The 26692-nt window shown below is 37.4% G+C and carries 33 protein-coding genes and 1 tRNA gene; 13 read left to right on the top strand and 21 right to left on the bottom strand.

Going from position 1 to position 26692, the window contains the following annotated elements; all coding sequences use genetic code 11:
* Positions 1 to 279: 279 nt before the first annotated feature.
* The 4 genes from mutY to AB6N04_RS00865 all read left to right on the top strand — a co-directional run bounded on the left by mutY (position 280) and on the right by AB6N04_RS00865 (position 2988).
* A complete protein-coding gene (mutY, locus tag AB6N04_RS00880; protein ID WP_369310079.1) occupies positions 280 to 1332 on the top strand; it encodes an A/G-specific adenine glycosylase in 1053 nt (350 codons plus the stop codon).
* Between the two features lie 10 nt (positions 1333 to 1342).
* Positions 1343 to 1612 (top strand): oxidative damage protection protein, encoded by a 270-nt coding sequence (locus AB6N04_RS00875; protein ID WP_369310078.1) that lies wholly within the window; start codon positions 1343 to 1345, stop codon positions 1610 to 1612.
* Between the two features lie 54 nt (positions 1613 to 1666).
* Positions 1667 to 2740 (top strand): membrane-bound lytic murein transglycosylase MltC, encoded by a 1074-nt coding sequence (mltC, locus tag AB6N04_RS00870; protein ID WP_369310077.1) that lies wholly within the window; start codon positions 1667 to 1669, stop codon positions 2738 to 2740.
* Between the two features lie 172 nt (positions 2741 to 2912).
* Positions 2913 to 2988 (top strand) — tRNA-Phe (locus tag AB6N04_RS00865).
* A gap of 60 nt (positions 2989 to 3048) precedes the next feature.
* Here the strand turns inward: AB6N04_RS00865 and hypT are convergent.
* A complete protein-coding gene (gene hypT / locus AB6N04_RS00860) occupies positions 3049 to 3957 on the bottom strand; it encodes a hypochlorite stress DNA-binding transcriptional regulator HypT (protein WP_369310076.1) in 909 nt (302 codons plus the stop codon).
* Positions 3958 to 4413: 456 nt separating this feature from the next.
* Here hypT and AB6N04_RS00855 point away from each other — a divergent pair, with 456 nt between their 5' ends.
* From AB6N04_RS00855 to AB6N04_RS00830, 6 genes are all read left to right on the top strand, one after another.
* Positions 4414 to 5145 carry an aspartate/glutamate racemase family protein gene (locus AB6N04_RS00855; RefSeq protein WP_369310075.1) on the top strand — a complete coding sequence of 244 codons (732 nt, stop codon included), beginning with the start codon at positions 4414 to 4416 and terminating at the stop codon, positions 5143 to 5145.
* A gap of 78 nt (positions 5146 to 5223) precedes the next feature.
* The gene (locus AB6N04_RS00850; RefSeq protein WP_369310074.1) at positions 5224 to 6525 is read left to right on the top strand and encodes an anaerobic C4-dicarboxylate transporter; all 1302 of its coding nucleotides are present in this window, start codon (positions 5224 to 5226) and stop codon (positions 6523 to 6525) included.
* A gap of 728 nt (positions 6526 to 7253) precedes the next feature.
* A complete protein-coding gene (locus AB6N04_RS00845; RefSeq protein ID WP_369310073.1) occupies positions 7254 to 8327 on the top strand; it encodes an alcohol dehydrogenase catalytic domain-containing protein in 1074 nt (357 codons plus the stop codon).
* Between the two features lie 95 nt (positions 8328 to 8422).
* Positions 8423 to 9337 (top strand): ABC transporter substrate-binding protein, encoded by a 915-nt coding sequence (locus AB6N04_RS00840; protein ID WP_004905241.1) that lies wholly within the window; start codon positions 8423 to 8425, stop codon positions 9335 to 9337.
* Positions 9338 to 9496: 159 nt separating this feature from the next.
* Positions 9497 to 10981, top strand: a complete 1485-nt coding sequence (locus AB6N04_RS00835; protein ID WP_369310072.1) for a sugar ABC transporter ATP-binding protein — start codon at positions 9497 to 9499, stop codon at positions 10979 to 10981.
* 10 nt (positions 10982 to 10991) lie between these two features.
* Positions 10992 to 11963: an ABC transporter permease gene (locus AB6N04_RS00830; protein WP_369310071.1), complete on the top strand. Its 972-nt coding sequence runs from the start codon at positions 10992 to 10994 to the stop codon at positions 11961 to 11963.
* 177 nt (positions 11964 to 12140) lie between these two features.
* Here the strand turns inward: AB6N04_RS00830 and AB6N04_RS00825 are convergent, their stop codons facing one another.
* The 12 genes from AB6N04_RS00825 to AB6N04_RS00770 form a co-directional block, all read right to left on the bottom strand.
* Positions 12141 to 13148, bottom strand: a complete 1008-nt coding sequence (locus tag AB6N04_RS00825) for a LacI family DNA-binding transcriptional regulator (protein ID WP_369310070.1) — start codon at positions 13146 to 13148, stop codon at positions 12141 to 12143.
* A 245-nt stretch (positions 13149 to 13393) separates the two neighbouring features.
* Positions 13394 to 14188 carry a sulfite exporter TauE/SafE family protein gene (locus tag AB6N04_RS00820; protein ID WP_369310069.1) on the bottom strand — a complete coding sequence of 265 codons (795 nt, stop codon included), beginning with the start codon at positions 14186 to 14188 and terminating at the stop codon, positions 13394 to 13396.
* A gap of 54 nt (positions 14189 to 14242) precedes the next feature.
* Complete coding sequence (locus AB6N04_RS00815) at positions 14243 to 14590, bottom strand: thioredoxin family protein (protein WP_369310068.1); 348 nt, start codon at positions 14588 to 14590, stop codon at positions 14243 to 14245.
* Between the two features lie 915 nt (positions 14591 to 15505).
* Positions 15506 to 15913 (bottom strand): DUF3597 domain-containing protein, encoded by a 408-nt coding sequence (locus tag AB6N04_RS00810; protein WP_369310067.1) that lies wholly within the window; start codon positions 15911 to 15913, stop codon positions 15506 to 15508.
* A 184-nt stretch (positions 15914 to 16097) separates the two neighbouring features.
* Positions 16098 to 16481, bottom strand: coding sequence for a hypothetical protein (locus AB6N04_RS00805; RefSeq protein WP_369310066.1), 384 nt, complete (start codon positions 16479 to 16481; stop codon positions 16098 to 16100).
* Positions 16482 to 16729: 248 nt separating this feature from the next.
* Complete coding sequence (locus AB6N04_RS00800; protein ID WP_369310065.1) at positions 16730 to 17077, bottom strand: DUF6572 domain-containing protein; 348 nt, start codon at positions 17075 to 17077, stop codon at positions 16730 to 16732.
* Positions 17078 to 17266: 189 nt separating this feature from the next.
* A complete protein-coding gene (locus AB6N04_RS00795; RefSeq protein WP_369310064.1) occupies positions 17267 to 17611 on the bottom strand; it encodes a DUF6572 domain-containing protein in 345 nt (114 codons plus the stop codon).
* 9 nt (positions 17612 to 17620) lie between these two features.
* Positions 17621 to 17815, bottom strand: coding sequence for a hypothetical protein (locus tag AB6N04_RS00790; RefSeq protein WP_369310063.1), 195 nt, complete (start codon positions 17813 to 17815; stop codon positions 17621 to 17623).
* 287 nt (positions 17816 to 18102) lie between these two features.
* Entirely contained in the window at positions 18103 to 18459 is a 357-nt protein-coding gene (locus AB6N04_RS00785) for a hypothetical protein (RefSeq protein WP_369310062.1), read from the bottom strand.
* A gap of 293 nt (positions 18460 to 18752) precedes the next feature.
* Positions 18753 to 19202 carry a hypothetical protein gene (locus tag AB6N04_RS00780; protein WP_369310061.1) on the bottom strand — a complete coding sequence of 150 codons (450 nt, stop codon included), beginning with the start codon at positions 19200 to 19202 and terminating at the stop codon, positions 18753 to 18755.
* On the bottom strand, positions 19202 to 19426 hold the full coding sequence (locus AB6N04_RS00775) for a hypothetical protein (RefSeq protein ID WP_042844926.1): 225 nt from the start codon (positions 19424 to 19426) through the stop codon (positions 19202 to 19204). The genes AB6N04_RS00780 and AB6N04_RS00775 overlap by 1 nt, the downstream gene beginning before the upstream one ends.
* Positions 19427 to 19495: 69 nt before the next feature.
* Positions 19496 to 20065: a hypothetical protein gene (locus tag AB6N04_RS00770; protein ID WP_369310060.1), complete on the bottom strand. Its 570-nt coding sequence runs from the start codon at positions 20063 to 20065 to the stop codon at positions 19496 to 19498.
* Positions 20066 to 20242: 177 nt separating this feature from the next.
* On the opposite strand from AB6N04_RS00770, the gene AB6N04_RS00765 reads away from it, so the two are divergent.
* Positions 20243 to 20350, top strand: a complete 108-nt coding sequence (locus AB6N04_RS00765) for a SymE family type I addiction module toxin (RefSeq protein WP_369311922.1) — start codon at positions 20243 to 20245, stop codon at positions 20348 to 20350.
* Positions 20351 to 20452: 102 nt separating this feature from the next.
* Here the strand turns inward: AB6N04_RS00765 and AB6N04_RS00760 are convergent, their stop codons facing one another.
* The 3 genes from AB6N04_RS00760 to AB6N04_RS00750 are packed head-to-tail and all read right to left on the bottom strand — an operon-like array spanning position 20453 to position 21801.
* Positions 20453 to 20806: a hypothetical protein gene (locus tag AB6N04_RS00760; protein WP_369310059.1), complete on the bottom strand. Its 354-nt coding sequence runs from the start codon at positions 20804 to 20806 to the stop codon at positions 20453 to 20455.
* 12 nt (positions 20807 to 20818) lie between these two features.
* Positions 20819 to 21187, bottom strand: a complete 369-nt coding sequence (locus AB6N04_RS00755; RefSeq protein WP_369310058.1) for a cysteine peptidase family C39 domain-containing protein — start codon at positions 21185 to 21187, stop codon at positions 20819 to 20821.
* On the bottom strand, positions 21184 to 21801 hold the full coding sequence (locus tag AB6N04_RS00750) for a hypothetical protein (protein WP_369310057.1): 618 nt from the start codon (positions 21799 to 21801) through the stop codon (positions 21184 to 21186). The genes AB6N04_RS00755 and AB6N04_RS00750 overlap by 4 nt, the downstream gene beginning before the upstream one ends.
* Positions 21802 to 22174: 373 nt before the next feature.
* Between AB6N04_RS00750 and AB6N04_RS00745 the strand changes: the two genes are divergently transcribed.
* Complete coding sequence (locus AB6N04_RS00745) at positions 22175 to 22330, top strand: SymE family type I addiction module toxin (protein ID WP_369310056.1); 156 nt, start codon at positions 22175 to 22177, stop codon at positions 22328 to 22330.
* Between the two features lie 70 nt (positions 22331 to 22400).
* Here AB6N04_RS00745 and AB6N04_RS00740 read toward each other — a convergent pair whose 3' ends face one another.
* From AB6N04_RS00740 to AB6N04_RS00720, 5 genes are all read right to left on the bottom strand, one after another.
* Positions 22401 to 22763 (bottom strand): hypothetical protein, encoded by a 363-nt coding sequence (locus AB6N04_RS00740; protein ID WP_369310055.1) that lies wholly within the window; start codon positions 22761 to 22763, stop codon positions 22401 to 22403.
* A gap of 48 nt (positions 22764 to 22811) precedes the next feature.
* Positions 22812 to 23393 (bottom strand): hypothetical protein, encoded by a 582-nt coding sequence (locus AB6N04_RS00735; protein WP_369310054.1) that lies wholly within the window; start codon positions 23391 to 23393, stop codon positions 22812 to 22814.
* Between the two features lie 450 nt (positions 23394 to 23843).
* Positions 23844 to 24173, bottom strand: a complete 330-nt coding sequence (locus AB6N04_RS00730) for a hypothetical protein (RefSeq protein WP_369310053.1) — start codon at positions 24171 to 24173, stop codon at positions 23844 to 23846.
* Positions 24174 to 24175: 2 nt separating this feature from the next.
* A complete protein-coding gene (locus AB6N04_RS00725) occupies positions 24176 to 24952 on the bottom strand; it encodes a DNA/RNA non-specific endonuclease (protein WP_369310052.1) in 777 nt (258 codons plus the stop codon).
* Between the two features lie 463 nt (positions 24953 to 25415).
* Positions 25416 to 26060 carry a hypothetical protein gene (locus AB6N04_RS00720; RefSeq protein ID WP_369310051.1) on the bottom strand — a complete coding sequence of 215 codons (645 nt, stop codon included), beginning with the start codon at positions 26058 to 26060 and terminating at the stop codon, positions 25416 to 25418.
* 500 nt (positions 26061 to 26560) lie between these two features.
* Here AB6N04_RS00720 and AB6N04_RS00715 point away from each other — a divergent pair, with 500 nt between their 5' ends.
* Positions 26561 to 26662, top strand: coding sequence for a SymE family type I addiction module toxin (locus AB6N04_RS00715; RefSeq protein WP_369310050.1), 102 nt, complete (start codon positions 26561 to 26563; stop codon positions 26660 to 26662).
* The last annotated feature ends 30 nt before the right edge of the window (positions 26663 to 26692 follow it).

The raw sequence follows: 26692 nt of genomic DNA, 5'->3' as shown, positions 1-26692 counted from the left end.
AAAATAGTTGCCCAATTAAGTTAATGTGCCAACGATCAAGTTCTATAAGGCTAGTAAATAGCAATTATGTTTAAATTACCCTTGGTAATTCAATCCGCTAGGTTAATTAGCTAACCACAACATACAGGGTAAGAGTAGGAGTTTAGCAAAACTTCTACAAGGTTGCAGTTGATAATTGGCTAACTTTACACTAAACCACACAATAAGCGGTTTACAGCCTATCGTGTCTATGTTGCAATCCTTAACATTATTAAAAAATTGATAGAAATAAAGTATTCAATGGAAGCTCAACAATTTTCACGTGCCGTGCTCGACTGGTATCACAAATATGGTCGCAAAACATTACCCTGGCAGCAGGAAAAATCCTCTTACCATGTGTGGCTATCCGAGGTCATGCTACAGCAAACCCAAGTCAGTACTGTTATTCCTTATTTTGAGAAGTTTATTTCTCGTTTTGAGGATATTACCGCCCTCGCCAATGCACCGTTGGATGAAGTTTTACATTTATGGACAGGTCTTGGCTATTATGCCCGTGCACGTAATTTACACAAAGCCGCGAAAGTCGTTGCCAGTCAGTATGATGGCAAGTTCCCGACAACTTTCGATGACGTGTTAGCCTTGCCGGGGGTTGGTCGCTCCACCGCAGGGGCTATTTTATCTTTATCCCAACAACAGCATTACCCTATTTTGGACGGCAATGTGAAACGCGTGTTAGCGCGGGCTTACGCCATCGGTGGCTGGCCGGGTAAAAAAGACGTCGAAAACCGTCTATGGGAAATAAGTACTGATGTCACGCCAAGAGATGGTGTGGAATTTTTTAACCAAGCAATGATGGACTTAGGTGCGATGGTTTGCACCCGCAGTAAACCGAAATGCGAGCTTTGTCCGCTAAACTTTGGCTGTATTGCCTATGCCAATAATTCATGGCAAGAATATCCGGGGAAAAAACCAAAGCAGAAAATTCCAGAGAAAAGCGCTTGGTTTTTGATTTTGCAACACGATGACAATGTGTGGCTAGAACAGCGTCCCCCATCAGGTATTTGGGGGGGATTATTTGCTTTCCCACAGTTTGGATCTTGCGAACAATTAACAACATGGTTAGCAGGTTCAGGGCTTTCCCATGAAGCTCCCGAGCAATTAATCGCCTTTCGCCACACATTTAGCCATTTTCATTTAGATATTATCCCTGTAAAGGTTAAAATTCAGACATTTAATTCTGCCATGGATGAAGGCAAAGGACTCTGGTATAACTTACACCTAGGCGCAACTATCGGCCTTGCCGCCCCAGTTGAAAGTTTATTAAAACAGCTCGCCTTACTACCTGATATTTGAGGAAAATTTAATGAGTAGAACGATTTTTTGTACATTCTTACAACGTGACGCAGATGGGCAAGATTTTCAACTTTACCCAGGTGAGTTAGGGAAACGTATTTTTAATGAGATTTCCAAAGAAGCATGGAGCCAATGGATGGCAAAACAAACCATGCTAATTAATGAAAAGAAACTCAATACAATGAACCCAGACGATCGTAAAATGTTAGAACAAGAAATGGTCAAGTTCCTATTTGAAGGCCATGATATTCACATTGACGGCTATACACCTGAAAAATAATCTGTCTGTCTACCTACTCTGTGGGTAGACGTTTGCACCAATACTGTGGATCGTATGAAAAAACTATTTGCCCTAAGTGTGTTGATCCCTTTAATTATTTCTTGTTCCAGCAATCAAAAAACGGACTTTAACCCTGATTATGTCAAAGACACCAATGGGTTTGATATTTTAATGGGCCAGTTTGCCCATAATATCGAAAATATTTGGGGTATAAAGGAAGTCCTAATTGCGGGGCCCAAAGATTACGTTAAATATACGGACGAATACCGTACTCGTAGTCATATTAATTTCGATGCAGGGACCATCACGGTTGAGACCATTTCCGCTGTAGAACCATCACAACACCTCAAAAAAGCGATTGTCACCACTTTATTGATGGGCGATGATCCTAACTCTATCGATCTCTATTCCGATATTAACAATATCCCCCACAGTAAAGAGCCATTTTTATTTGGTCAGGTGCTAGATAACACAGGGGAAGCGATTCGTTGGGAATGGCGAGCAACAAAATTTGCAGATTATCTGATAGAAAATAAAATACAGCGTCGCCAATCTGGCATGAACATTGTTTGGTCAGTCACAATGCAATTAGTGCCTAACCATTTAGATAAACGCGCCCACAAATATTTGCCGTATATTAAAAAGTCGTCAGCAAAATATGGTGTCGATGAATCGTTAATTCTAGCCATTATGCAAATTGAATCCAGTTTTAACCCTTATGCAGTCAGCCGTTCAGATGCATTAGGGTTGATGCAAATCATGCCGAATACCGCAGGAAAGGACGTTTTCCGCTCCCAAGGCAAATCCGGCGTACCAAGCCGCAGTTACTTATTCGACCCAGAAAAGAACATTGATACGGGTACCGCTTATTTAGCTATCTTGCAAAACAGCTACTTAGGGGACATTCGCAATCAGACTTCTCGCCGTTATGCCGTTATTACCGCATACAATGGCGGTGCAGGTAGCGTTCTACGCGTCTTCCATAGTGATAAAAAGCAAGCGGCCCAGCGCATTAATCACTTAGAACCGGGTGAAGTGTATGAAATTTTATCGACAAAACACCCTGCGGCAGAGTCACGAAACTATTTAATCAAAGTGAACAAAGCACAAAAAAAATATCTGCGCTAACATCGACGTACAAAAGTCCCTCGTTCAACGACGAGGGGCTTCATTGTCCTGACGATTTTTAGGGAGTTTCGTTTAAAAATTAGCTAACATGTTGAAAAAAAGCGCATACAGTCGAAAGTTTTTAGAAACCGCCTTGACTCGCCCTCTGAAATCAGGTTTAATACGCTCCGTTGCCCGGATAGCTCAGTCGGTAGAGCAGGGGATTGAAAATCCCCGTGTCCTTGGTTCGATTCCGAGTCCGGGCACCACCTTATTTAGAGAACCCGCCCAAAAGGCGGGTTTTTGCGTTATAGGGGTTTTATCTCATTTTACAAATGCTTTAAGTCTTCTGGAATATTTCTCTTCAAGATGCGCCAAAAATCTTCGGCAGTTTTATTTAAACGAGTATCCATACGGTAAATATAAGCTTGAATTGGGATCGTTAACTCCGGTGTATCAAGACAAACCAGCTTCTTTTCTTTTAATTCATTCACCACGGAATAAATTGGCAACCATGCAATACCATGGCCATCCAGTGCCATGTTTTTTAATAATTCGCTCATGGATGACATAAACAATGTTTTTGAATTAATTGCACCGAACTCACTTAACCGACGATTGACTAACCGCCCCATATATGAAGCACTGGTATAATTCAGTAATGGCACTTGAGGTTGATAAATATCGAATAACGGTTTACCAAATTCATCTGCCGCGCAAATAGGGTACAGCTCAGATTCAAAAACATTCAAACAGGAAAACGGGGATTGCATTAAATCCTCATCATAAAATGAAATGATAAAATCACTTTTCCCTTCTCTGAGTGCATTCACCACTTGCACTACGTCAATAGCTTCAACATGATAAACAAACTCTTCCCCGAACCCCGACAACGCATGAACAAGTTTCGGAAGCAGTGTTAGTGATAAAGAATGCGCCGCCGCAATTTTAATATTCGGTAAGCTTAAAATGTTATGCCCTGATAACTCATTCAGGTTACATTCCAACTGCTGTAGCAGACTGCGAGCTTGAGAATGGAACACTTTCCCCTCTTCAGATAACTGCAAGGGAGACGTGGTTCTATCGAACAATTCCACTCCGATAGCCTCCTCTAACGCTTTGATACGCCGACTAAAAGCGGGCTGTGAAATATTTCTCTGCTCAGCTGCATGGGAAAAATGTCGGCAAGATTCCAAAGTTAAAAAATCGTACAACCATTTTGTTTCTATATTTTTCATGTTATTAAGCCTTAAGCAGACTTGCTGTTAAAATATAAAATAATAATGAGATTTTTATTGGTATATTTAGTTAATCGATAGTTAAATTATCATACTTAAATTGTAGGTCTGTTATTTGTATTATGCATAAGGTTAACGTTTCAAACATTAATAAAAATCAAACTTTATTTTTTATAAACACAAGCATCTCCATCAAACCCAATTATATTCAAGGTTTGCCCGTCATTTCATTGCGTTCATCCGAGTTAATATTAAAATCTTAATGCATATCTTGCATCACGCCATACTTACTTGCATTTCTCTTCCCTAAAAAACATTGCTAAAAACTAAGTCATAATTAATTAGAAACTCTCGTTAATAATTAATTAAACAATATATTTCATGTTAAATAAGTTAAGTAATATCGCGTCTAATTTATCTTAAATCAAAAAAGATAAAAAACGCAGGAGCGTAATAATGAAAGGTTTAATTGGTGTATTAGGTGGAATGGGCCCAGCAGCAACCGTAGATTTATTTAATAAGTTTGTAACATATACTGTTGCCAATAAAGACCAAGAACATATTCCATTAATTATCTCATCCATTCCTGATATTCCAGATCGTACAGAAGCATTGCTTAACCATGGTGTTTCACCACTCCCCTTAATGACTGATTACTTAAAGAAACTCGAAGATGCGGGCGCAGAATGCATTGTTATCCCTTGTAATACTGCTCATTTTTGGTTCGATGAATTAAAAAATGCTTGCCATGTGGATATGCTCAGCATTGTTGAAACGACAATGCATGAAGTTCTATTAACTCAGAAAAAGAATATCGGCTTATTGGCGACTAATGCAACCATGTATATGGGACTTTACCAAAAAAGTATTGAACAAGAAAAATTAAACTGTATTACACCAGATGATGAAAGCCAGAAACGAGTAATGAAAAGTATTTATTTATTAAAATCTGGAAATAAAGATTTGGCTGAGGAAATTATGAAATCTCAAGCTGATTTATTATTTTCACGTGGCGCTGAGGTCATCATTTTAGGGTGTACTGAAGTTCCTGTCATTTTAGTTAATGAAGTTAATAAATATCCCGATAAATATATAGACTCAACCAGCTCTTTAGTTAGAGCTGGTATTCAATGGTATGAAAATCGAGTTGGAAAATCACATTTAATAACAAGCCAGAATTCACAGTAAATATTTAACCATTATTAAAAATAATCAATTTTATAAATTCTATTACTTATGACAGTATATTGTCTATTGGAGACGATTATGGTTTGGCTAGAGATCATTGTTGTACTAGGTGCAATTTTCTTCGGTATACGTATGGGCGGAATTGGTATTGGCCTATGCGGAGGGTTAGGGCTAGCAATATTAACCATTGGATTTGGTTTACCAATAGGTTCGCCCCCTGTCGATGTTATTTTAATTATTATGACCGTTGTTGTCGCTGCATCCGCATTGCAAGCCGCAGGTGGAATGGATTATTTAGTCCGTCTCGCAAGCACATTTATGCGTAAAAATCCTAAGTACCTAAACATTATTGCACCAATCACTACTTGGGTGATGACCATTATGGCGGGAACCGGTTTTATTGTTTTCTCAATGCTCCCCGTTATTGCTGAAATCGCCAAAGATTCTGGTATCCGTCCTTCTCGCACATTGGCAGGTTCTGTCGTTGCCTCACAAATCGCGATTTCAGGCTCGCCAATCAGTGCAGCAATGGCTGCCATGTTGACCATTATGGAAGGCAATGGCGTGACTTTTATTGTTGTTATGTCGGTTTGTTTGCCTGCATCCTTTGTTGCAGCGATGGTTGCAGCATTTATTGCTTCACGCCAAGGCTGCGAACTGGAAGATGATGAAGTCTATTTAGACCGCTTGCAAAAAGGGTTAGTCCATAAATACGAAGAGAAAAAAGGCGAAAGCACCACCCGTGAAAAATTTTCAGTTGTCGTTTTTCTTATCGCCACCGTTGCAATTGTCATTTTGGCCGCATTCCCGCAATTACGTCCAGGTTTTGACATCGGTAAACCAATGGGAACCCGTGATATCATTATCATCTGTATGCTCAGTGCGGCATGTTTGATGGTTATTTTCTGCAAAACATCACCAAATGCTATCGTCTTAGCCCCAACGTTCCGTTCTGGGATGAGCTCTCTTGCCGTTATATTGGGGATTGTGACATTAGGTACCACTTTTGTTGATGCCCATATGGATCAGATCAAAGCGATTGCGGGGGATGTGTTATCTGCTTACCCTATCTTATTGGCTGTCGTACTGTTTTTTACCTGTGCACTACTCTATTCCCAAGGGGCAACCACACCACTTATTATTCCATTAGCCATCGCCTTGGATATGCCAACATGGGCTATTTTAGCCTCTTTCGTCGCCGTCACTGGGGTCTTCGTGTTACCAACTTACCCAACGTCACTAGCAGCAATTGAATTTGATTCCACAGGTTCAACCCGCGTCGGAAAATATATTCTTAACCACCCCTTTATGCTACCGGGGTTAGGCGGAATTATTGCAGGGGTTGCCTTTGGATTTATTATTGCGCCAATGATTGTTTAACTCGACTAGTGGGGGCTCCCCCCACTAATTACTACCACACAAAAATACCTATTTCTGACAAAATGACATTATTGATTGTTACTTTTTGGCTTTATTCTTGGTTGAATTTATTAAATACAATGCAGAGTAAAGCCTTTTTTCTTTCAAATTTTATGTATTCATACTTAATTTTAATAAAAATCAAATTTCAATCTTTTACTACTGCTCTTTCAATTTACTCAATAAAAAGAAAATAAAAATAACGTCTAATTAATGATTTGAATCACTTTACTTTATGTAAATAAAATAAACTTTTATCAAAAAATGTGAGCTGAAATGTTTTTGCATGAATTATCCACTTCTGAAAACAATTAAAATAATTATACTCGGCTTCATATTAATTTCTTAAAGAGTCTAAAACGAGAGATAAATTTTATTTTATCTGGCTATTTTTCAATGCGTTACAAATCCATGATTGACGTTTCCATCCCTATTGAAAGTACCTAGAAGGCAATTAAAAATAAGAGTTAAATCACAAATTTTAATTTTTCCTTCCCATACTTTCAAAAATGACGACGTCGTCATATTAAAAGTGCATTATTTTATTTATAACATTAAATAACCATTTTTCTTACATTCGTATCAGAACTGTTCGTTAAGCGTTAAAAAATCAAAGCAATTTAGCGATAAAAAAACGCTTAATGTTGACGTCAACATTAGGGCTAACAACAAGAAAGAGGTTTTAGAACATGAGTAACCTACCGGAAAAAATGAAAGCCGTTGTTTGTCATGGACCCCATGACTATCGCTTTGAAAATATTAAAAGACCTACCGCAGGCTTTCGTGAAGTTGTCATTAAAGTGGATGGCTGCGGGATCTGTGCGGGAGACTGCAAAGCCAATGATGGTGCACAAATGTTCTGGGGTGATGACCCATGGATCAAAGCACCTGTCGTACCTGGTCACGAGTTCTATGGCAGAGTTGCAGAATTGGGTGAAGGATCTGCTGAAAAATATAAATTAAAAATTGGCGATCGTATCCTCGCAGAACAAATCGTCCCTTGCTGGGAGTGCCGTTTTTGTAAATCAGGTAAATACTGGATGTGCGAAACCCATGATATCTATGGGTTCCAGAAAGACGTCGCAGATGGAGGAATGGCGGAATATATGCGTTTTTCTGAGCGAGCTATCATTCACAAAATCCCAGATGAACTCTCTGATAAAGACGCCGCATTAATCGAACCCATGGCCTGCGCTATTCACACTGTGCGCCGTGGTGATATTGACTTAAATGACGTCGTCGTCATTGCTGGTGCAGGGCCACTTGGCCTATGCATGATCCAAGTAGCTAAACTCAAAACGCCTAAAAAACTCGTTGTGATCGATGCTATCGACGAACGCCTTGAATTAGCAAAAAAATTGGGGGCTGATGTAGTGATCAACCCACTGAAAGAAGATGCCATCAAGTTAGTTAAACAGATGACCGAAGGTTACGGCTGCGATGTTTATATCGAAGCAACTGGAGCTCCTGTTGGCGTGACCCAAGGATTAGAAATGATCCGTAAACTTGGCCGTTTTGTTGAATTCAGCGTATTTGGTAAAGAAACGACGGTTGACTGGTCAATTATTGGTGACCGTAAAGAACTTGATATTCGCGGTGCCCACTTAGGCCCATACAGCTATGAGGTTGCTATCGATCTCTTTAGTCGTGGCTTAGTGAGCGCTGACGATATCGTTACCCACTTCTATTCCATTGATGATTGGGAAGAAGCCTTTGTCATGGCGAAATCGGCAGACTCAATTAAAGTCGTTATCAAGCCATAGACATGCACTAACTGTTTGTAATAATTAACAATTTAAATAAACACTAGACAATTAAGACCCTACATATAATTAAACGCTCTTTAGGAGAACATCTTATGTTGAGTAAATTCAAAAAATTAGCTGTAGCCGCAAGTGTCCTGACCTTAGGTATGGCGTTCAACGCTACGGCAAAACCCGTTTCAGTTGGCATGTCGTTTCAAGAATTAAACAACGAATATTTCGTCACGATGAAAGAAGCGTTAGAGAGCGCAACTGGCGATATGGGAGCTCAACTGTATATTTCTGATGCGGCTCATGATGTGTCAAAACAAACCAGCGATATCGAAGATATGTTACAGAAAAAAATCGATATTCTGTTAATCAATCCTGCTGATAGCGTTGGTGCAGAAACGGCGGTACTGGCAGCGAAAAAAGCAGGAGTTGTGGTCATCGCTATTGATGCGCAAGCCAATGGCCCAATTGACTCTTTCGTCGGTTCTAAAAACTACGATGCGGGTTTAATGGCTGGTAAACGCTTAGGTGAAGCACTTGGTGGCAAAGGCGAAGTGGCTATTTTAGATGGTATTCCAGTGGTACCGATCCTCGAACGTGTTCGTGGCTTTGAAGCGGCAATGAAAGAATATCCAAACATTAAAATTGTCACTAAATTGAATGGTAAGCAAGAGCGTGATACGGCGATGAACGTTACAGAAAACATGCTGCAAGCGAATCCAACTTTGAACGGTATTTTCAGTGTTAACGATGTAGGCTCACTGGGTGCATTAGCAGCTATCGAATCGTCTGGTCGTGATGTAAAACTGGTCAGTGTTGATGGTTCACCTGAAGCTGTTGCTGAAATTGCCAAGGGTAACTCACCATTTATTGCAACTTCAGCCCAGTTCCCTCGGGACCAAGTTCGTATTGGTTTAGCAATGGGTCTGGCGAAATATTGGGGAGCTAACGTACCAAAAGAAGTTCCAATCGATGTTAAATTAATCGACAAAACAAATGCGAAAGATTTCCACTGGTAATCGAATGCTAACTGACTAATGTGGTATTGCACCTGTACCTTGTGTTCAGGGTGCAATACCTCTTCATAACAATTAATAATTAAATGCATATTGGAATCACTTTATTCCAGATGACTTTGTTACCCATTTTTAAGCGGTTAAGAAATATAGGGAAGCAATATGATGCAATTATTAGCATTACAAGATGTCAGTAAAACTTTCCCTGGGGTTAAGGCGTTAGATAATATTAATCTTTCCCTTGAAAAGGGGGAAGTTCACGCATTATTAGGTGAAAATGGCGCAGGTAAATCTACGCTAATGAAAGTTTTATGTGGAATACACAAGCCTGATAGCGGAAAAATTCTGATAGAAGGCAAAGAGCACACATTTCATAATTATAGAGATGCGATCAAAGCAGGCGTTGGTATTATTTTCCAAGAGTTTTCCCTAATTCCTTATTTAAATGCATTTGAAAATATCTTTTTAAATCGCGAGCTAAAAAACAAATTTGGTTTATTAGATAGAAAACTCATGCGTCAAAAGTCCCAAGCGCTGTTGGCAGAACTTGGTGTCAATATCGATATTGACGAGCCAATTAGCCATTTAAGTATTGCGGAGCAACAATTTGTTGAAATTGCGAAGGCACTTTCTTTAGATGCCAAAATTTTAGTATTAGATGAGCCAACTGCAACGCTGACACCTAATGAAGCGAATCATTTATTCGATGTTATGCGCGATTTAAAGGCCAAAGGTGTTGGCATGTTTTTTATTTCTCATCACCTAGAAGAAATTTATGAAATATGCGATACCATTAGTGTGTTACGTGACGGCCAATATATTGGCTCTCGCAAAGTGGATGAAACTGATTTAGACGTCATTATTGAAATGATGGTTGGACGAGAAGTGGAAAATATTTATCCACACAAACGAGAATTCAACCAACAAGAGATTATTCTTGATGCTGAAATACAGCGTTTTGCTAATAGTCCAATTAATCATATTCAGTTGAAAAAAGGTGAAATTTTGGGATTAGCGGGCCTTGTAGGGTCAGGAAGAACCGAAACTATCCTTGCCATGATCGGCGCAGACAAAGCGTATAAGAAAAAAGTTATTTTAAACGGTAAAGAGGTCAAAATTAAATCTGCCGCCGCAGCACTGCAATTAGGCATTGGCTTATTACCTGAAAGCCGAAAAACCCAAGGTTTGGTTTTACCCTTCTCTGTTAAAGAAAATATTTGGCTGAATAACCATGCTCAAAAACTATTTTTAATTCAAAACAAAAAAGAACTGACTTTATCCATTGATTTAATTTCTCAAGTAAAAGTTAAAACACCAGAGCCTCACACTGCGGTTTCCACATTAAGTGGTGGTAATCAGCAAAAAGTTGTTATCGCCCGCTGGCTAAACAAACAAGCCAAAATTCTTATTTTTGATGAGCCCACTCGAGGTATTGATGTCGGGGCAAAATCAGAAATATACCAGCTAATGCGCTCGCTCACTGAAAAAGGGATTTCGATTATTATGATCTCGTCTGAATTACCCGAAGTTATTGGTGTGAGCGACAGAGTTTTGGTCTTTCGTGATGGTGAAATTGCCGCTGAGTTAACTGGAGATGATATTAACTCGACTCAGATTATGGTGCATGCGGCTGGCAATATTATATAGGGTAACGACTATGTCTAATCAAAGTGCAATTCCTTTAACTAAAAATAAATTTAATTTTTCTAAATTAACCAAAATACCGGCATTTTTACCACTTGTTGGTTTAATTCTATTATTTACCTGCATGTCCATTTTTAACGAGCATTTTTTAACGGTAAATAACCTTTCGACTATTGCACGACAAGTTTCAATTAACGCCATTATTGCTATCGGTATGACATTTGCCATTTTAACGGGCGGAATTGATTTATCTGTCGGTGCAGTTATGGCATTATCCGGCACCTTAATGGCTGGCTTGATGAAATATTATGGTATGGACCCCTATGCAGCTATTGCACTGGGTTTATTATCAGGAATAGCATTTGGCTTTATAAACGGAATTTTAGCCGCTTACGGAAAAATGCCACCAATTATCGTCACATTAGGGGCGATGATTATTGCGAAAGGTTTAGCATTAATTTATACCGGCGGCTATCCAATTTCAGGGTTACCTAAAGAATTTGCCTTCTGGGGGCGTGAAGAATTAATGGGCATTCAAGTCCCTATTTTATTAATGCTTGGCCTTTATCTTATTTTTTACGTTGTCTTAAACCATGTCTCCTTTGGCCGTTATATTTATGCCATCGGCGGTAATGAAGAAGCTGCTCGCTTAAGTGGTATTCGAGTTGAGCGCTACAAAATGTTGGTTTATGTAATAAGTGGTTTTACCGCGGCATTTGCAGGGTTAATTTTTACGTCACGAGTCATGAGTGGGCAACCAAATGCTGGAGTCGGCTTTGAATTAGATGCGATTGCTGCTGTCGTATTAGGTGGCGCTTCCATTGCGGGTGGGCGTGGCATGATCATCGGTACACTAATTGGAGCAATGATCCTTGGCGTGTTAAATAATGGATTGAATTTACTAGGTATTTCTCCTTATGTTCAATACATTGTGAAAGGCTTGATTATTTGGGGAGCAACATTTATTAGCTCAATGAAACGCTAAGTTATCCCGCATTTCAGCATACTCGGTTAATTGACTGCTACCACCAACACGCAATTAACCGATTTTTTAATCATTAATACAATTTAGGTATATTGGAATATAAAACAGAATATTTAGGTATATTGCACTCATAGCAGAAAAAGAATAAGAACGTCCTAAAGAAGCTCTTATTCTTTATTAATAAACAACAAGCTTACCATTAACAAAAATTTGTTTCGTTTCATGGGCTTTATTTGTATCACGCTCTATTTCTGAAAATAATAACTCTGTAGTTAATTCACCAAGGTAAACTGAATCATGATGAACACCAGAAATAGATAAGTGATAAGTGTCTGCATACGGCGGTAAATCGACAGAAAAATAGCGGCATGACAATCCTAATTCAGCAATAATTTTATACATGCCAGCGGTAATAATTCCATTTAGACCAACAATGTACATACCTGGCGTATAAAGTTCTTGTACTTTTTGTCTTAAATAAGCTTCATCATTTTTATTAAACATATAGCTACTATATAAGACGTTAAGATTTTTTCTATTTGGAAAACTTGCATATATTCCAGATAAACGAGATAAACTAATTTCTGAATCTTTAGGACCAGAAATAATTAATGTATTCTCGCTATTTTGTTCATTAAGGAACTTTCCTGTTAATGCACCAATTTCAAAGTTTTTTAAAAATAACCCTGAATATTTTTTTTCATGACCATAAATTGCACGATCGACAAAGACTAACGGAACATTATGTTGATCAATTAAGGAAAGATAGCTAGGTTGGTAGGCTTTATCATCACGCACTGGGGATAACAAAATACCACTCGCTTTGTAACTAACAAGGGTCTCGATTGCCGTTTTCTCTGCTTTTTCATCGCTATCCGAATCAAAAATCATCACTTGATACCCTTTCTCTTTTGCCAAGCGAGAAACGGTTTGAATGAGCACCACATAAAAAGGGTTAAATGTACTGTCTGTAACCACACCAATTATACGGCTATTTTTATTTTTCAGGTTTCGGGCAAAAAGATTGGGAACATAATTGAGCTCTTGAGCAATTGCTAATATTTTGTCCCTTGTCTCTTTCTTTACCATTTCAGGGTGATTAAATGCACGCGAAACGGTAATATCCGTAACATTTGCACGCTTAGCTATATCAATTATTGTTGTTGAGCTATCTTGTTTTGTCATAGTTATATTAGTCAACCTTTAACGACGCCCCTGATTGATATAGTAAAAATCCATTTAAGCTATTATCAGAGAAGATGAAAATGCGATTATTCATTATACCTTATTCAAGGTGAAGATAAATCGTTTTTATTCGCTAATGGCACAATAACTCACTAAATTAAAAATAGTGACATATAGCATAAAATATAAAAACAGTTAGATTACCTATTGAATAATTTAATCTGGTTAATATTTAAACAACACACTCAAAGTATATTTAATTCATCAAATACTGAATAGAGTAACCCGAGAGAAACAATAACGATTAAAATCCCAAATATATTTTTAACCCATCTGGCTGATATATAATTTATGATGAATCTCCCTATTAGCAATCCAGTTATACAAGAGATGATAAATATTAAGCTAATTTCTTTAGGGTATTGAAATCCATTAAAAATATTTATTAAGATACTCACACTACCGATACAAAAAATGACCATTAATGATGTCGCAATAATGCTTTTTATATTTAAATTAGAGACTTTGCGTAACGCTGGAACAATCACGAAGCCCCCGCCAACACCCAATAATCCAGTTAAAAGCCCGGCAATAATGCCTATAACACCCAATATCGACGCCGTTTTAATATTCCAAATAAATTTGCCTGTTGCTTGGTTAATTTGGCATGGCGCATCATTTAACTCAGCTAACTGGCTAAAAAAAGTGCGATACGCAACAAAAAGCATCACTAAGCTAAAAGCTAATGTAAGCCAGATAGGCGTAATGATTTGAGCAAGATAAATACCATATTTAGCAAAAGGAATGCTGACGATCGCAATCCATATGGCGGCTTTATAGCGTATTGTTTTATTAATAAGCCCTTGAATGACACCAATAAAAGCAGCTAAGGTTATTGCTAAAAGCCCTACAGGTGCGGCCAGCGCAACAGTCCAATTTTGGCTAACCATTAAGGCAGGCACTGCTAAAATCCCGCCCCCCGCACCGGTTAATCCCAGCAAACATCCAATGAGTAAACCTTCAAAAATCAATAACAGCATAACGATGAATTTATTTTTATCATGATGAGGTAAAGGTTACTTTAAACCCAACACCTAATTAACACAAAAAATTTGGTTTAAAGCTTCTATGGCTTTGCTTAAGGAAAACTCCCCTGGCATCGCTTTTATCAACCGAGATCCTTTGAAAACAGCAATAGTAGGAACCGATTTAATACCATATTTGGGGGCTAAAATTGGGGATTGAGCTATATCAACAACACCAAACTTAATAGCCTTTTTTTCAAAATGGTTCGCTAACTGCTCAAAAATAGGCTTCATATTTTGGCAAGGTAAACACCATGACGCTGAAAAGTAGACCACAATAGCCGCTGACTCTTGTTCTTCAGGGTTATACAGTGTACGTGAAAAATTATCATTATCTAATACTATAATATTAGACATTTGGGCCACCTTGATTGGTATTGATATCCCGTTATTTACTTAAACTGTATCATAAACAAGATACGATTAATGCCTTAAAACACTATTCTACTTAGTCTTATTATGTTATTCGTCATAATATTTTACAGATAAACTGCACCTAATATAATAGGTTTACATTAACGTGAGGAAGGTGATGTTACATCAACGTTCAAATTCAGAATTTGAACTAAATTTGGATTCAAACTGCCAAGAAGAAATTGATACATGCATTTTAGCGCCTTTCAAGTACAGATTGATCAGTGCCTATAACAATAAGCTCAGTGTTTTTCCTCATCGAGGAATTCAGTGTGAAAACTTAACTGCTCTCAATCTTTCCTGTAACTACATTGACTCTATTCCTGCTGTAATAGCAAAGTTAATGCATTGAGCGATAATGGCATCCGTTCTTTATCAAGTGCATTATCCCGATTAAAAAACTGGTTTATTTCAATGCAACGGATAACCAATTAAAGCAAATATCCTTTTGATTTTTCAGCTTACCACCTTACAGAAATACAGTTTTACACCAATTAAATCAATGAGTTAAAGAATTAATACGCTCAATTATCCAACGTACATGAAATGCATTTGATAAATAACAATATATCGGAACTTAATGATGATATTGCTGGATTATCTTCCATTCGTATTCTCGACCTGAACCAATAGGTGAAATGGCATCTATCCAATACTTGGATTTACGTGCCAATCAACTTAAAACATGACCTGATAGTTTAATAAACTTGCCGAACATAATTAAACTCGATTTACGGTGAAATAGTTTTATTGGAGAACCCAAGATGATTGAAGCGTTGAGAAATAAAGGGTGTACTGTTTTTATTTAATTACCTCTTTTCAGTTGTGCCGTAGTGCTCTCTACGGCACAACTAATAATTATTTTTTGAGCTGCTTCACAAGCTCGCTGACATTACCACCCGCTTGCTCTAACTGTTTAATAACTTCTTTAATTAACCATACGTTCATCGTTGCCGTATCACTTGTATCGCCTTGATAACCAAGCTCTGCTGCTAGATTTTTTCGTGCAGTTAAGCTGTTATCCAAACCTAATAAAGTTAATAAATCAACAATCGATACTTTCCAATTCAGCTTTTGCGGATAACTTTTTGCTAAGCCCTCTAAAACAGCCATGGCATCAATTTTATTATCTGAAATCGCATCATTGCTAATATTAATATTAGCTCTAATTGCCTCTGTCATAGCTGTGACGGGATCTGCGCTATTCTCTATTTTTACATCTGCAGGTTTGAAGACTTTAGTCAAAATTTCTTGGAAAAAACTCATAAATGGCCTCTCGAATTGCGCTAAATGATAACATTCTTCAAATCAACTATAGCACTCTATGCTGATAAATCTATTTTTCCTGTTATGCGTTAGCAATGAGTTTTTGGTAGTCGCCGCTCAATGATGGTATTTAGTCACGGATTGAATATGTCACTTAAAAGTCGAAATAAAGCAGATTAATTATTCATTTAAAAAACTTATTGTAGCGCTGTCTAATTCTTAACATTGATTTTTCGACTGATATTTTATCAGTCGGATTATCAAGGATATAATTATCTGATAAATATTGTATTAACTCTATAAAAGTAGGCACACTGATCTCGGTACTTTCCATACCCCCAACATAAAACTCAACAGACGCAAAGTCATTTGGATCATCATAATCACTATCCAGTGCAAAATTAAATCCTTCATCTTCACCATTACTGATACCATATGATGCATCATATACAAATTGCCTATATGTCATTTTTTCTTTTTTAATCAATGATTCTACCAAATAATAAAGATCACTAGCTCCATGATGTATTAAGTCGCTTTTTGTTTTTTCTAACCAATGAATATGCATTTGTTTTTGCTCCCAAAACGATTAACTCGTCGTTGTTTCTAATATATCTTTTTTAATGTCAATCGGTACAGTTGTTATATCAACTCACCGTAAAAAAGCGATAGTTTCACCCGAAATTCAGACTTTCATAGCTAAAGGAGAGGTGTTCAAAAGCGAAAAATTTCAGTAGGTTATTTACCGAACCGAGCCCCCCCCTAGCCCACAACTGGTTATCAGCGACAAGTGGTTGAATAAAACAACCAAGTAAACTAAACAAAGGGTGATTCACTATTTACTTCATATCTTAATGAAGTATTAATGCTAATCAGTACGCCTTTTACTTTTTCAAGAAATTCAATGCATTCTGATGGTATTTCATGTAGAAAAAATATTTCTATCAAAAAATTATTAATTCCTTTCGATTCAGGGAAAGCCTCATATACCTCTTTACTTTCAATAAAACGAATATAGCTATTAATTTTTTCTTGTAGTAAATATAAATGTTCAAGTATGTCCTTATTCCAATATAGATGGTCAGTTATGCCTAATAGAACAATATCTGTATTATCTTTTGGTATACCAATCATATCTACTTTATTTGTCTCTACTATTGACATTTATTCCCTCTATTTTCCCGGTTTGGCATTTTAGCGGTAACCACCTGAATATATTATAGTTTAATATAGGTGCTCGCGCCGCCTTACCCCATCGTACAGTTGATTATTCGGCTGACTGAGGAGTAAAATTGATATTAAAGCTCCCTGTTTAGACTGGTATTTACATCATTTCAAAATGATATGAAGTGTTCAATCAATAATATTTTTTTCTTCATACGTCAGTTGAATTTTTATAGGTAATAATATTTCACTAACGCGCTTTATAAACTCAATACACTCATAAGGAATTTTATACTTAAAGAAAATTTTAAACACAATATCCTTATAAAATGTATCAGGATATTTTTCTAACATTTCTCCGCTCTCAACAAAATCTATATATTTATTAATTTTTTCTTGCAATTTATATAGATGCTCATTAGTACACTCTGACCATTGTAAATGATCTGTAATCACTAATATCGCTTGAGGAGGCTCTACGTCATCACAAGTAACAGTAATTAAATCAATTTTATTTAAATCTTCTATTGACATATAACATCCTTAATTATCAGTTACTTTTGGCCTAACAACTTCAACTACTGTTGGAGGTATCTTAGTATTTCCCCTCAAACCTAGATATTCCTTTCCCGACAATAGTTCTACCTTCAGCTTTAAGTTCAGAGAAGCCGTTTTCTTGATTTTTAATGAATAAGCAATTTTAAGATCTCTTGTAATCAAGACACTTAATAGTTCCATTCTTATCCTTAGCTATTATATCAATTCTAACAACAACTCGTTCAATTACAAAATGGATAGATGAACCACTTATTACCAATATCTTCATTTAATTGCTTATCAACCCGAGGTATCACCTCCCAGCCGCAGCTAACTATAAATAATAGCTGGTTGAAGAATTTAAAATTTGAGGTCGAAAGTCACTATACCCTCACCCGCTAACCGGACGGTTGATTATCCGGTTGGCAGAGGAGTGAGGTAGTTAATAGGATCCGAGTATGATAGTGGAATTCGATTAAGAGCACTTATTAGTTATGATTTATATATATTGAATTATCTTTTGGAGGCGGAGTTTCGGACCATCCAATGCTAACTACAACCTTTCTAGCTAGTGCTCTCATTTTTTCCCATTCTGTACTTAATGAAAGCGCTTCATTATTCCAAAATCGCACATTATATGGACCACTGATTGATAACATATAATCATCAAACTCTTTAATCGCAAAGCTTTGTTCAATAGATAACAACTCATAACTTATGTCATCTAATGCTATTTCCCACTCTGTGGCAAGTTGATCTGCCACATTTACACAATCAGGAAATAAACTTATTTGGGTGTCACTTGACTGCATAAAAGCACGAGCTATCCATTCAAATTTTTCCATAATATCTACTCTTTAGTTTTATTAATTTTTGTAGTTTTTTCACCTTGCGTCGGCTTATATGTGTTTAGTTCTACAAATTTTATTGCACTTTGTGCTGTCGTGGAGACTTTATAATAACTACCAACATTCCTGCCTCTTCTAGAATGATATTGAATTTGGCTAATCTAATGTATCTCAACTAGTGGGGAGTGGACACAACCCTCACTCGCCAAGCCGGACAGTTGATTATCCAGCTGGTTGAGAACGAGTAAAATATTTAAGGACGATCCCAGCAGAGAACTGGGATCGTCTCATTAATTAATAGAGTAAAGATCTTGAATGTAACGCTCAACAAATGGTTTTAATTCAGAAGATGGATAAGGCTCTTTAGCTTGGATTAAATAAGCATCATCATAAATTACTCTTGAATTCAATGAGCTAGATATTATATATAAAATTAAAACTGAAAACTTTAAGTTGCTCTCACCTCTTGTGGAGACACTTACCATATATGGGTACTCTATATCATCTATATCACGTAGATTTTCTTCAATAAAGTTAAAACTTATCCAACAAAAATAATCATATTGGTGGTCGTGTATATAGATAAACTTATCAAGTAAATTTAGTCCTTTTTTAGCTGATATACCTATAGTTAATTGTTTTGTAGACAAAGAAAAGTCATTAAACCCATCGACGATACTATTGAGGATACCTTCAAATTGAGGAAGCTTTTTAATTGGAAATAAAATTTCGTTAGACATTATTTTCCTCCATTGGTACTAATTGAGCCACTTGTAACATTAAGCCAGCCATCTTGGGTTTTAATGTAAATATTATTTACCGTGCCTTCTTTTGTGATATTGCTAACTGGAGAGCCAGATTTAAAGTGGTCAATCATTTCTTTCATGCTTACACCTGTTTTAGATGCATCCACATATAGATCCCCTTGATAGCCAGCTTTTTGCATATCTTTGGCACCACTCACAATATTGCGCCTAACAGCGTTGATGCTCTGCCCTTCTACTAATTTTAATTGGACCGGAACACCATCTAGCTATCCATCTATTCCTTGGAAATTTTCTTTTTCAACTCCTTTAAAATTACCACCCTTATATTTAACAATATCTAATGCTTGCTGGTATTCATGAGGTTCTAATGCATTCTGTATGACTGTCCCTTGTTTTCCATTAGGCAACTTAAGGATATCTTTACCTGAGTTTATTACTGTTGACTCCGCACTCGTCAACTGATTCAAGTTAATCTTACCAGCCTTGGCTTCTGACTGTATTACTTGTTTAACTGTCGAGACTTCTTGTGCTGTTTTACCGATAATCAATGCACCGCCGGCACCAGTTCCTCCCGGTGTTACTACCTCTGCTGTAAATATACCCACTTCATTTAAGCATATTACAGGTGCTGCTTTACAGCCAGTTAAAGCAGCTCGAACAGTTGCTATCATTTCTGGTGCTATAACTAATGAGTAGCCAGCTGCAATGACACCCATCGATGCTCCAGACATAACTAAATTACCATTATTAATGCCTTTAGTTATGTCTACTTTACAGCTCGCATCACAATCTGGGATATCAGCAAATAAGAACCCAAGGTTTCCACCAAGTGCCATTGAGTTATTCTCAACAACAACTCATTCCATTGCGACCCAGCCCAATAAAATCACTTTTTCTAGTTTTCTTAGTCACTTACAACTCGTTTTTCCCAGTGCGTTTTGGCATTTGGACTCAAAATTCCCTATGTGCGTTTTTGAGCTTAGAGAGAGATAAAACCAGACACTATACAGTAGATTACGCCCCCCAACCGTGGTAACCCCAACCAGCAACTGACATTCAGCGGCAAATGGTTGAGTGAGTTAGGTTTTACGGTGGGTAGCAATGTTACTCTCACCCGCTAAGCCGGACTGCTGATTATCCGGCTGGCTGAGGGGGAGTAGAGCGGCTAAGGAGATCCCAGTGTGGGACTGGGGATCTCTATTTTTAGAGACACTGATTTATTATCAAATAAATATTTCTTGTTTTATATCATCTTCGAATAATATTAAAACACTACTTTTAATCAATATAAACTCATGATTTTCTTGGCATACAACAACATCTTTCAATATGATGGGCATAACAAAATAAAAGTATTTGCTGCCAACTAAACTTCCAAATGTTTCATCTTGCTCAAAAATTTTTTTAATATTACTTTCTGATAAAATTATCTTAGTACATTTATCTGTACTATTTATGTTATCTGAATCCGCTATAAATCCTTTAAGTGAGCCATCAACCATTGTAATAAACAAAAAGCCGCTTAGTTCCCTAATCACATTTCCCTGCAAGGAAAATAAATCCCACTTGCTATTCATATATTCTCCTTATTATTTTTTTGGTGACGTGATTATTGCCTGTCCCATATATTTATTTTTAAATTCATCAATAGGGGTAAAATATTGTCTTCCTAATGCAGGATCCCGTATTGCAACAACAGTTTGACCGTTCCTGACTGTAATCCCATCAACAACTACCGCATGACCACCTCTATTAAGCTTCATTGCAACAATTGCTGGATTTCCTTTTGATGTTGCAGCAGCAAGATCCTCAACAGATACTCTAGATATAAAGCGAGCATCGGCAAGTTCTTGGTTTCTCATTGCTGAAGCTAAATTGTTCATTCTAGCTCCTTGAGGAGTAACTTTAGCATCAGTAATTAACTTTCCAAGATCATAATTCAGCCCTGAAGTATTCATAACCATTGCACACGAATTAGGCCGCATGTAGGTAAGTTACCCTGATTAAGGACTAATCTATCACCATTTCTTACTATACTTGTGCTTAAAGGGTTTCCTGGTTCCAGATTTCCTATTTTTACAGGGATCCATTTGCCATTGCTCCACTGAAGAGCTTTCCCGCCAACAGAAACTACTGATGTACCAACCATGTTGTAAAAGGTAGCTTCACCAATTTCATGTCCTGTTGATACACCTAAGGAAAATAAAGCTTTCTCTAATGACTGAGCGGGAATATCTTGACTCAACCACTCCTGAGGAATACCAATAACTATTTTACCAACTTGGAGGGTATCACCAAGCATTTCACTAGCAGAATGATTAGTTACATAGTTAGTCACATTTTTAGCAAGATCTACTGCTTTTTCTGGGCCTGTATTCACAACTCCATCAATAACACTCTCAACTCGTGTGTTATCTGGATAATATTGATAATCCAAATCCCCCAAAGATGTATTTTCTGTGACTATTTTCATATGTTCTCTATAGCGGTTATCATAATCTGTTTTTATCGTTGCGTATTCTTGGCGTTGGCATTCCATATCACCTTGGCAAGCGATCACTGCCGCTTCCATTTCTTTACCCATTTCTCTAACTAGCTGTTGTTTATATGCTAATAACTCATCATCTTTACGTTGACTCAGTTCATTAGTTTCACGTACAACTTTTAATTGGCAATCTTTATCACCGTTACAACGAGCATATTTTTCATCTGCTTCTCGTTTATCAGCTCCCGTCAGATAGTTATTCTCAACAACAACTCATTTCATTGCAAAATGGGCAGGTGAAACACATTTTTGTTTGTATATTCAGTTGGTTAAATGAAGTTCTTTAAAGAGCATTTTCATGTTTGGACTCGAACACCCCCGACGTGTGTTTTTGCCTTTAAATATAAAAACTCAGACATAAGCCGCTAAAGAAGAAGCCCAAAAAACCAGACGATACTCAGTGAGTTACTTGCCGAACCGAGGAAAACCCAACCCCAGCCCACAGCTGACCATTAGCGGTAAGTGGCTGCAAGAGTTAGGGTTTGAGGTGGGCAGTCACTACACCCTCACTCACCAAGCCGGGCAGTTGATCATCCGGTTGGCTGAGGGGGAGTAAAGCTGCCAAGGAGCTCCCTGCGTGGGGCGGGGAGCTCTTTTTCATTATTAGTTTCAACAAATAATAAAAACTATGAACCTACATATTTCCCTGAATCAGTCTTCCATAGTACAGCAGGCATGTCATAAAAATAAAAGTTTAGATCATCATCTTCTTCAGTATTAGCGCTAGTAGGCCAATGTTGCTTAAGAAAATTAACAATGTTCTTATTGTCCGTATCCCAATATGGAATAACTTTCCCTAATGGATCTTCAGGGGAACAAAATTTAATTGTCTGCTTATCCAACAATTCTTCAATTATAGAAAAGAATATATTTTTATTTTCATAAAAAGAGTTATTTGGATTCCAACCAACAACAGCACCAAAAAGCCCTGACAACCACAACCCTCTTGAGTCATCAACAATTTCCTTAAAATGTAAAATTTTGTTCATTTTTGGCTCACTTCAAAAATTTTATTTCTACTGGTGCAGCATCCTTGGCTATACCTCTTGGAATATCAATTGTCCAAGCTTTTCCTGTTTCACTTGTTGAGTTAAAAAATCACGCAAGTTAAAACTTCCATTTGGGGTTTTAACTGTATAAATATTTCCTTTACCAGGTACGACCCTTGCTTCTGGTAGTGACTTATTACCTGTTAATTCAATAAAATACTGTTTGATTTCTGCTTCTGACGCCCCACTAAAAATTTTTGCATTACCTTTATTTGGCATTTCAATTAAAGTCCTATTTCCAATTTGAATACCAGATCTACTATTATCGTATTCAAATAGTTCCTTAATTTCATTTTTTCTATGTGTAGTTTGAATTTCTTGTTGTTTAAATTTTTCATCATCTGGCTCAAAACCGTTAGGTGTACCAGCGGTACCACCGCCAGAAATACCAAGGGCTTCTTTTTCTTCCGCAGTTAGCTTTTTTGCAACATTCGGATCTTTACCTACCTGATCAATATCATTTGAGCAACTCATTCCAAAAGAACAATCAAATATACTGCCTAAACTATTTTCAAGTTCTTTTGCGATCTTTTGGTCAGCTTCGGCCTTGATTTTATCGCCCGGTGTCATTGGTAAGCCCCAACCAGGCTTGGCATCTTCATTAGTTAATGCATTATTCTCAACAACAACTCATTCCATTACAAAACGGGCAGAAAAACCCATTTTTCCTAGTACATTCAGCAAGTTACCACACATTTTAAAAGAGCATTTTAACCTATCGTGCCGATTTTGCCGACGTGCATTTTCGTCTTTAAATATAAAAACTCAGACATAAGCCGCTAAAGAAGAAGCCCAAAAATCCAGAAGATATTCAATGGGTTACTTACCGAACCGAGGAAAACCCAATCCCAGCCCACAGCTGACCATCAGCAGTAAATGAAATGGTTGAAGGAGTTAGGATTTGAGGTAGGCAGCCACTACACCCTTACACGCCAAGCCGGACAGTTGATTATCCGGTTGACTGAAGAGTGAGTAAGATCATTCAAGGAAGATCCCAATCTTGTATTGGGATCTTTTGCTTTAGTCTTCGTACTTAAAATCTATATTAATTTTCATTGTTTCTAAGTCTAAAGTAATTTCACATCCATGCCAAAATGAACTTTCTTCCGATTTTATATTATCAATATAAAAACTTCTCAAATTTTCTAATGTATCAGTCAAATCACTTATAGCTTTACCATCAGGATCATACCAATTTAACTCATTATTTTTATTTACATAATCAAACTCATAGGTACAACCATCTCTTTCACAAAAAAGCTCAGCTCTAACAATGATTTTTTTAGCATCAGATGGACCAGAATCAACAAGTAATTGCCCAATTTTTTGGTATATAACTTGGTCGTTCATGTCTAATTCCCACCTTGAGCATCATTAAAGTTTTTGATCACCGGTCTTTCTCCTTCAATTGTATATCTTACGTTGAATTTTGCTGGTCGATCACTATTCCCTATATATACAGGCTCAATTTTGACATCAACTTGCTTATTCTCTTTCAAAGCTTTTGCCCATAAGTTCTCCATTTTTTTCCATTCAACTCTATTCAAATTAGAATTCATTGGAACAATGTTAATTTTTTCTCCTGGTTCATTAAATCGAGTACCAATTAAATGTCCACCTTCATCACCCGCAACACCACACTTGCCAGCTTTACATTGCTGATAGCTATTTCTATCATTTTTATTTAATGAAAGTTTTGCTTCTACACTTTGCACTCGCCCTTGAGAATCAGTCTTATAGGTATTGTTACCATCAACTTTATAGACTGTATTTGGCTCTGGCTTATTTAGTTGTTTATTCCACTCACCTTTACCACCCGATTTTATCTCAATAATTTTATGGTCAGATGAAGAACCGTTAGGTGTCGAGGTATTCTTTGGTTCATTTCCTTTATTTCCCTTATTCCCTTTTCCTTTGATCCCAACCATTGGATTCACACTACCTGTATTTGGCAATATGTGATAATCCGCAACGATCATCGCTACTTCAGCAACTTTTTTCACGCCATCTGGCATTGCATCATAAAGTTTTTGCGCACTGTCAGAATTTGTCTCTAACATGAATTCATTTAGCTTCGCTCTTTCGTCGGAGCTTAGACCATAAACTAAATCCACAAAAAGGTTTTGCATTTGGCTTTTAGCCGCCTTATTACCTTCTTTTATATTGGTTGTGACCGCATAAATGCATGCAGGATCGTTGACACAATCTGGAGATAGGTTTTTCTGATCTTCCGCATTACTTTTATCCCTAGCTTCTTGATAAATTGCTTCTTTATCAGCACCAGTTTTTCTGCATCAACTAATTTTTGGACTAAATCAGTATAGTCTTTTTGACTGAGCTCATTATTCTCAACAACAACTCTACCTTGAGTAGCGGGCATAATGTCGCGGACTCAACGTATATTAAATTTATACATTAGCCAAATTGCTGCACCAACGCAGCTGCCAAGCATGCTTCCTATCTCAAATCCACGTCTCCATTCCAAGTCAAAGATAGAACTATCAGTCAAGAGCCATTCTACTGATATAGCACTAATTGAAAAAACTATAGCGCAGGCCAATATTATAAAAAATAAAGAACGTATTGACGGCTTCATTTGTTTTCACCATCATTTACTTGTTTATTTCCTTCAATAGTTTTTTTATTCTCTAAAATATTAGAATTTACAACCGAGTTGCCATATTCTAGACTAAACGAACCTAATCCACCGCCAACAATTCCTGGTACAGGGCTAAACTTTGTTCCTTCCGTAAGGAAGTTAGAGTATCTAGGCTTATCACTATATTCGAATGCTTTTTTACTTGCTGACATCCCGAAATGATTCTTAATTTCGACAGCCTCCATTTTACTTGTTATACCTGAGCCTAGCCCATAACCAAGCATTGTTCCAAAACCAGTGCCAACCATTGCAGCTTCCGAATCTTGCCCTGAAACTTGACTTGTTAGGTAAGCATTTCCAACATTGAGCCCCATGTTAGTTTGGAGTGATTTCCCACTTCCTCCCCAACCAGTAACTCCTGAAGTGAAGAAGTTTAAATAATCAAATTTATCGCCTGTATTTCCATTATAGAGCTGAACTCCACCATTAGCGCCCATGCTTAAACCAGAGTCCGTTAATTTAGCGCCTGTTGATATATTCGAACTGAATAAAGTCTTCCCTCCTGCGAGCAAACCAAATGTATTTTCAGGCTCTGCAACAAATGCTCCCAGCCTATCCCAGTTATCTGATTTACCCATGCCATATTCGAGATCTTTCTGATTTTCATATAAAACAGCGTTTCTTACATCTTCATTGTCTAAAGAGCCGTATAACCATGTCGGCCTTTCTGCTGCTGAGATCCCACCATCAAGTTTTAACCTTTCATACCCGGCAGTACAGTTCAGTGAATACCTATCACAATCTGCTTTGTATTTATCTGAGTTTATTTTATTTAATTTAGAATAATGGTCTATAACTGGTTGGTAGTCACTTCCTTCAGCTCTGCATTTTGTAATTGCCTTATCAAATTCTCTTGCTTCATCGAAGCTAAGATAGTTATTCTCAACAACAACTCATTCCATTGCAAAACGGGCAGATAAAATCCTTTTTTGCTAGTGCATTCAGCCAGTTACCATCACATTTTCAAAGAGCTTTTTATCTACCGTGCCGATTTTGCCGACATGCGTTTTCGCCTTTAAATATAAAAACTCAGACATAAGCCGCTAAAGAAGAAGCCCCAAAAACCAGACGATATTCAGTGGGTTACTTACCGAACCGAGGAAAACCCAACCCCAGCCCACAGCTGACCATTAGCGGTAAGTGGTTGAAGGAGTTCGGGTTTGAGGTAGGAAGCCACTAACCCCTCACTTGCCAAGCCGGAGAGTTGGTT

Source organism: Providencia rettgeri (assembly GCF_041075285.1).
GTDB lineage: Bacteria > Pseudomonadota > Gammaproteobacteria > Enterobacterales > Enterobacteriaceae > Providencia > Providencia rettgeri_G.
Note: the sequence above shows the minus strand (reverse complement) of the source record. Positions and strands in the feature narration are given on the sequence as shown.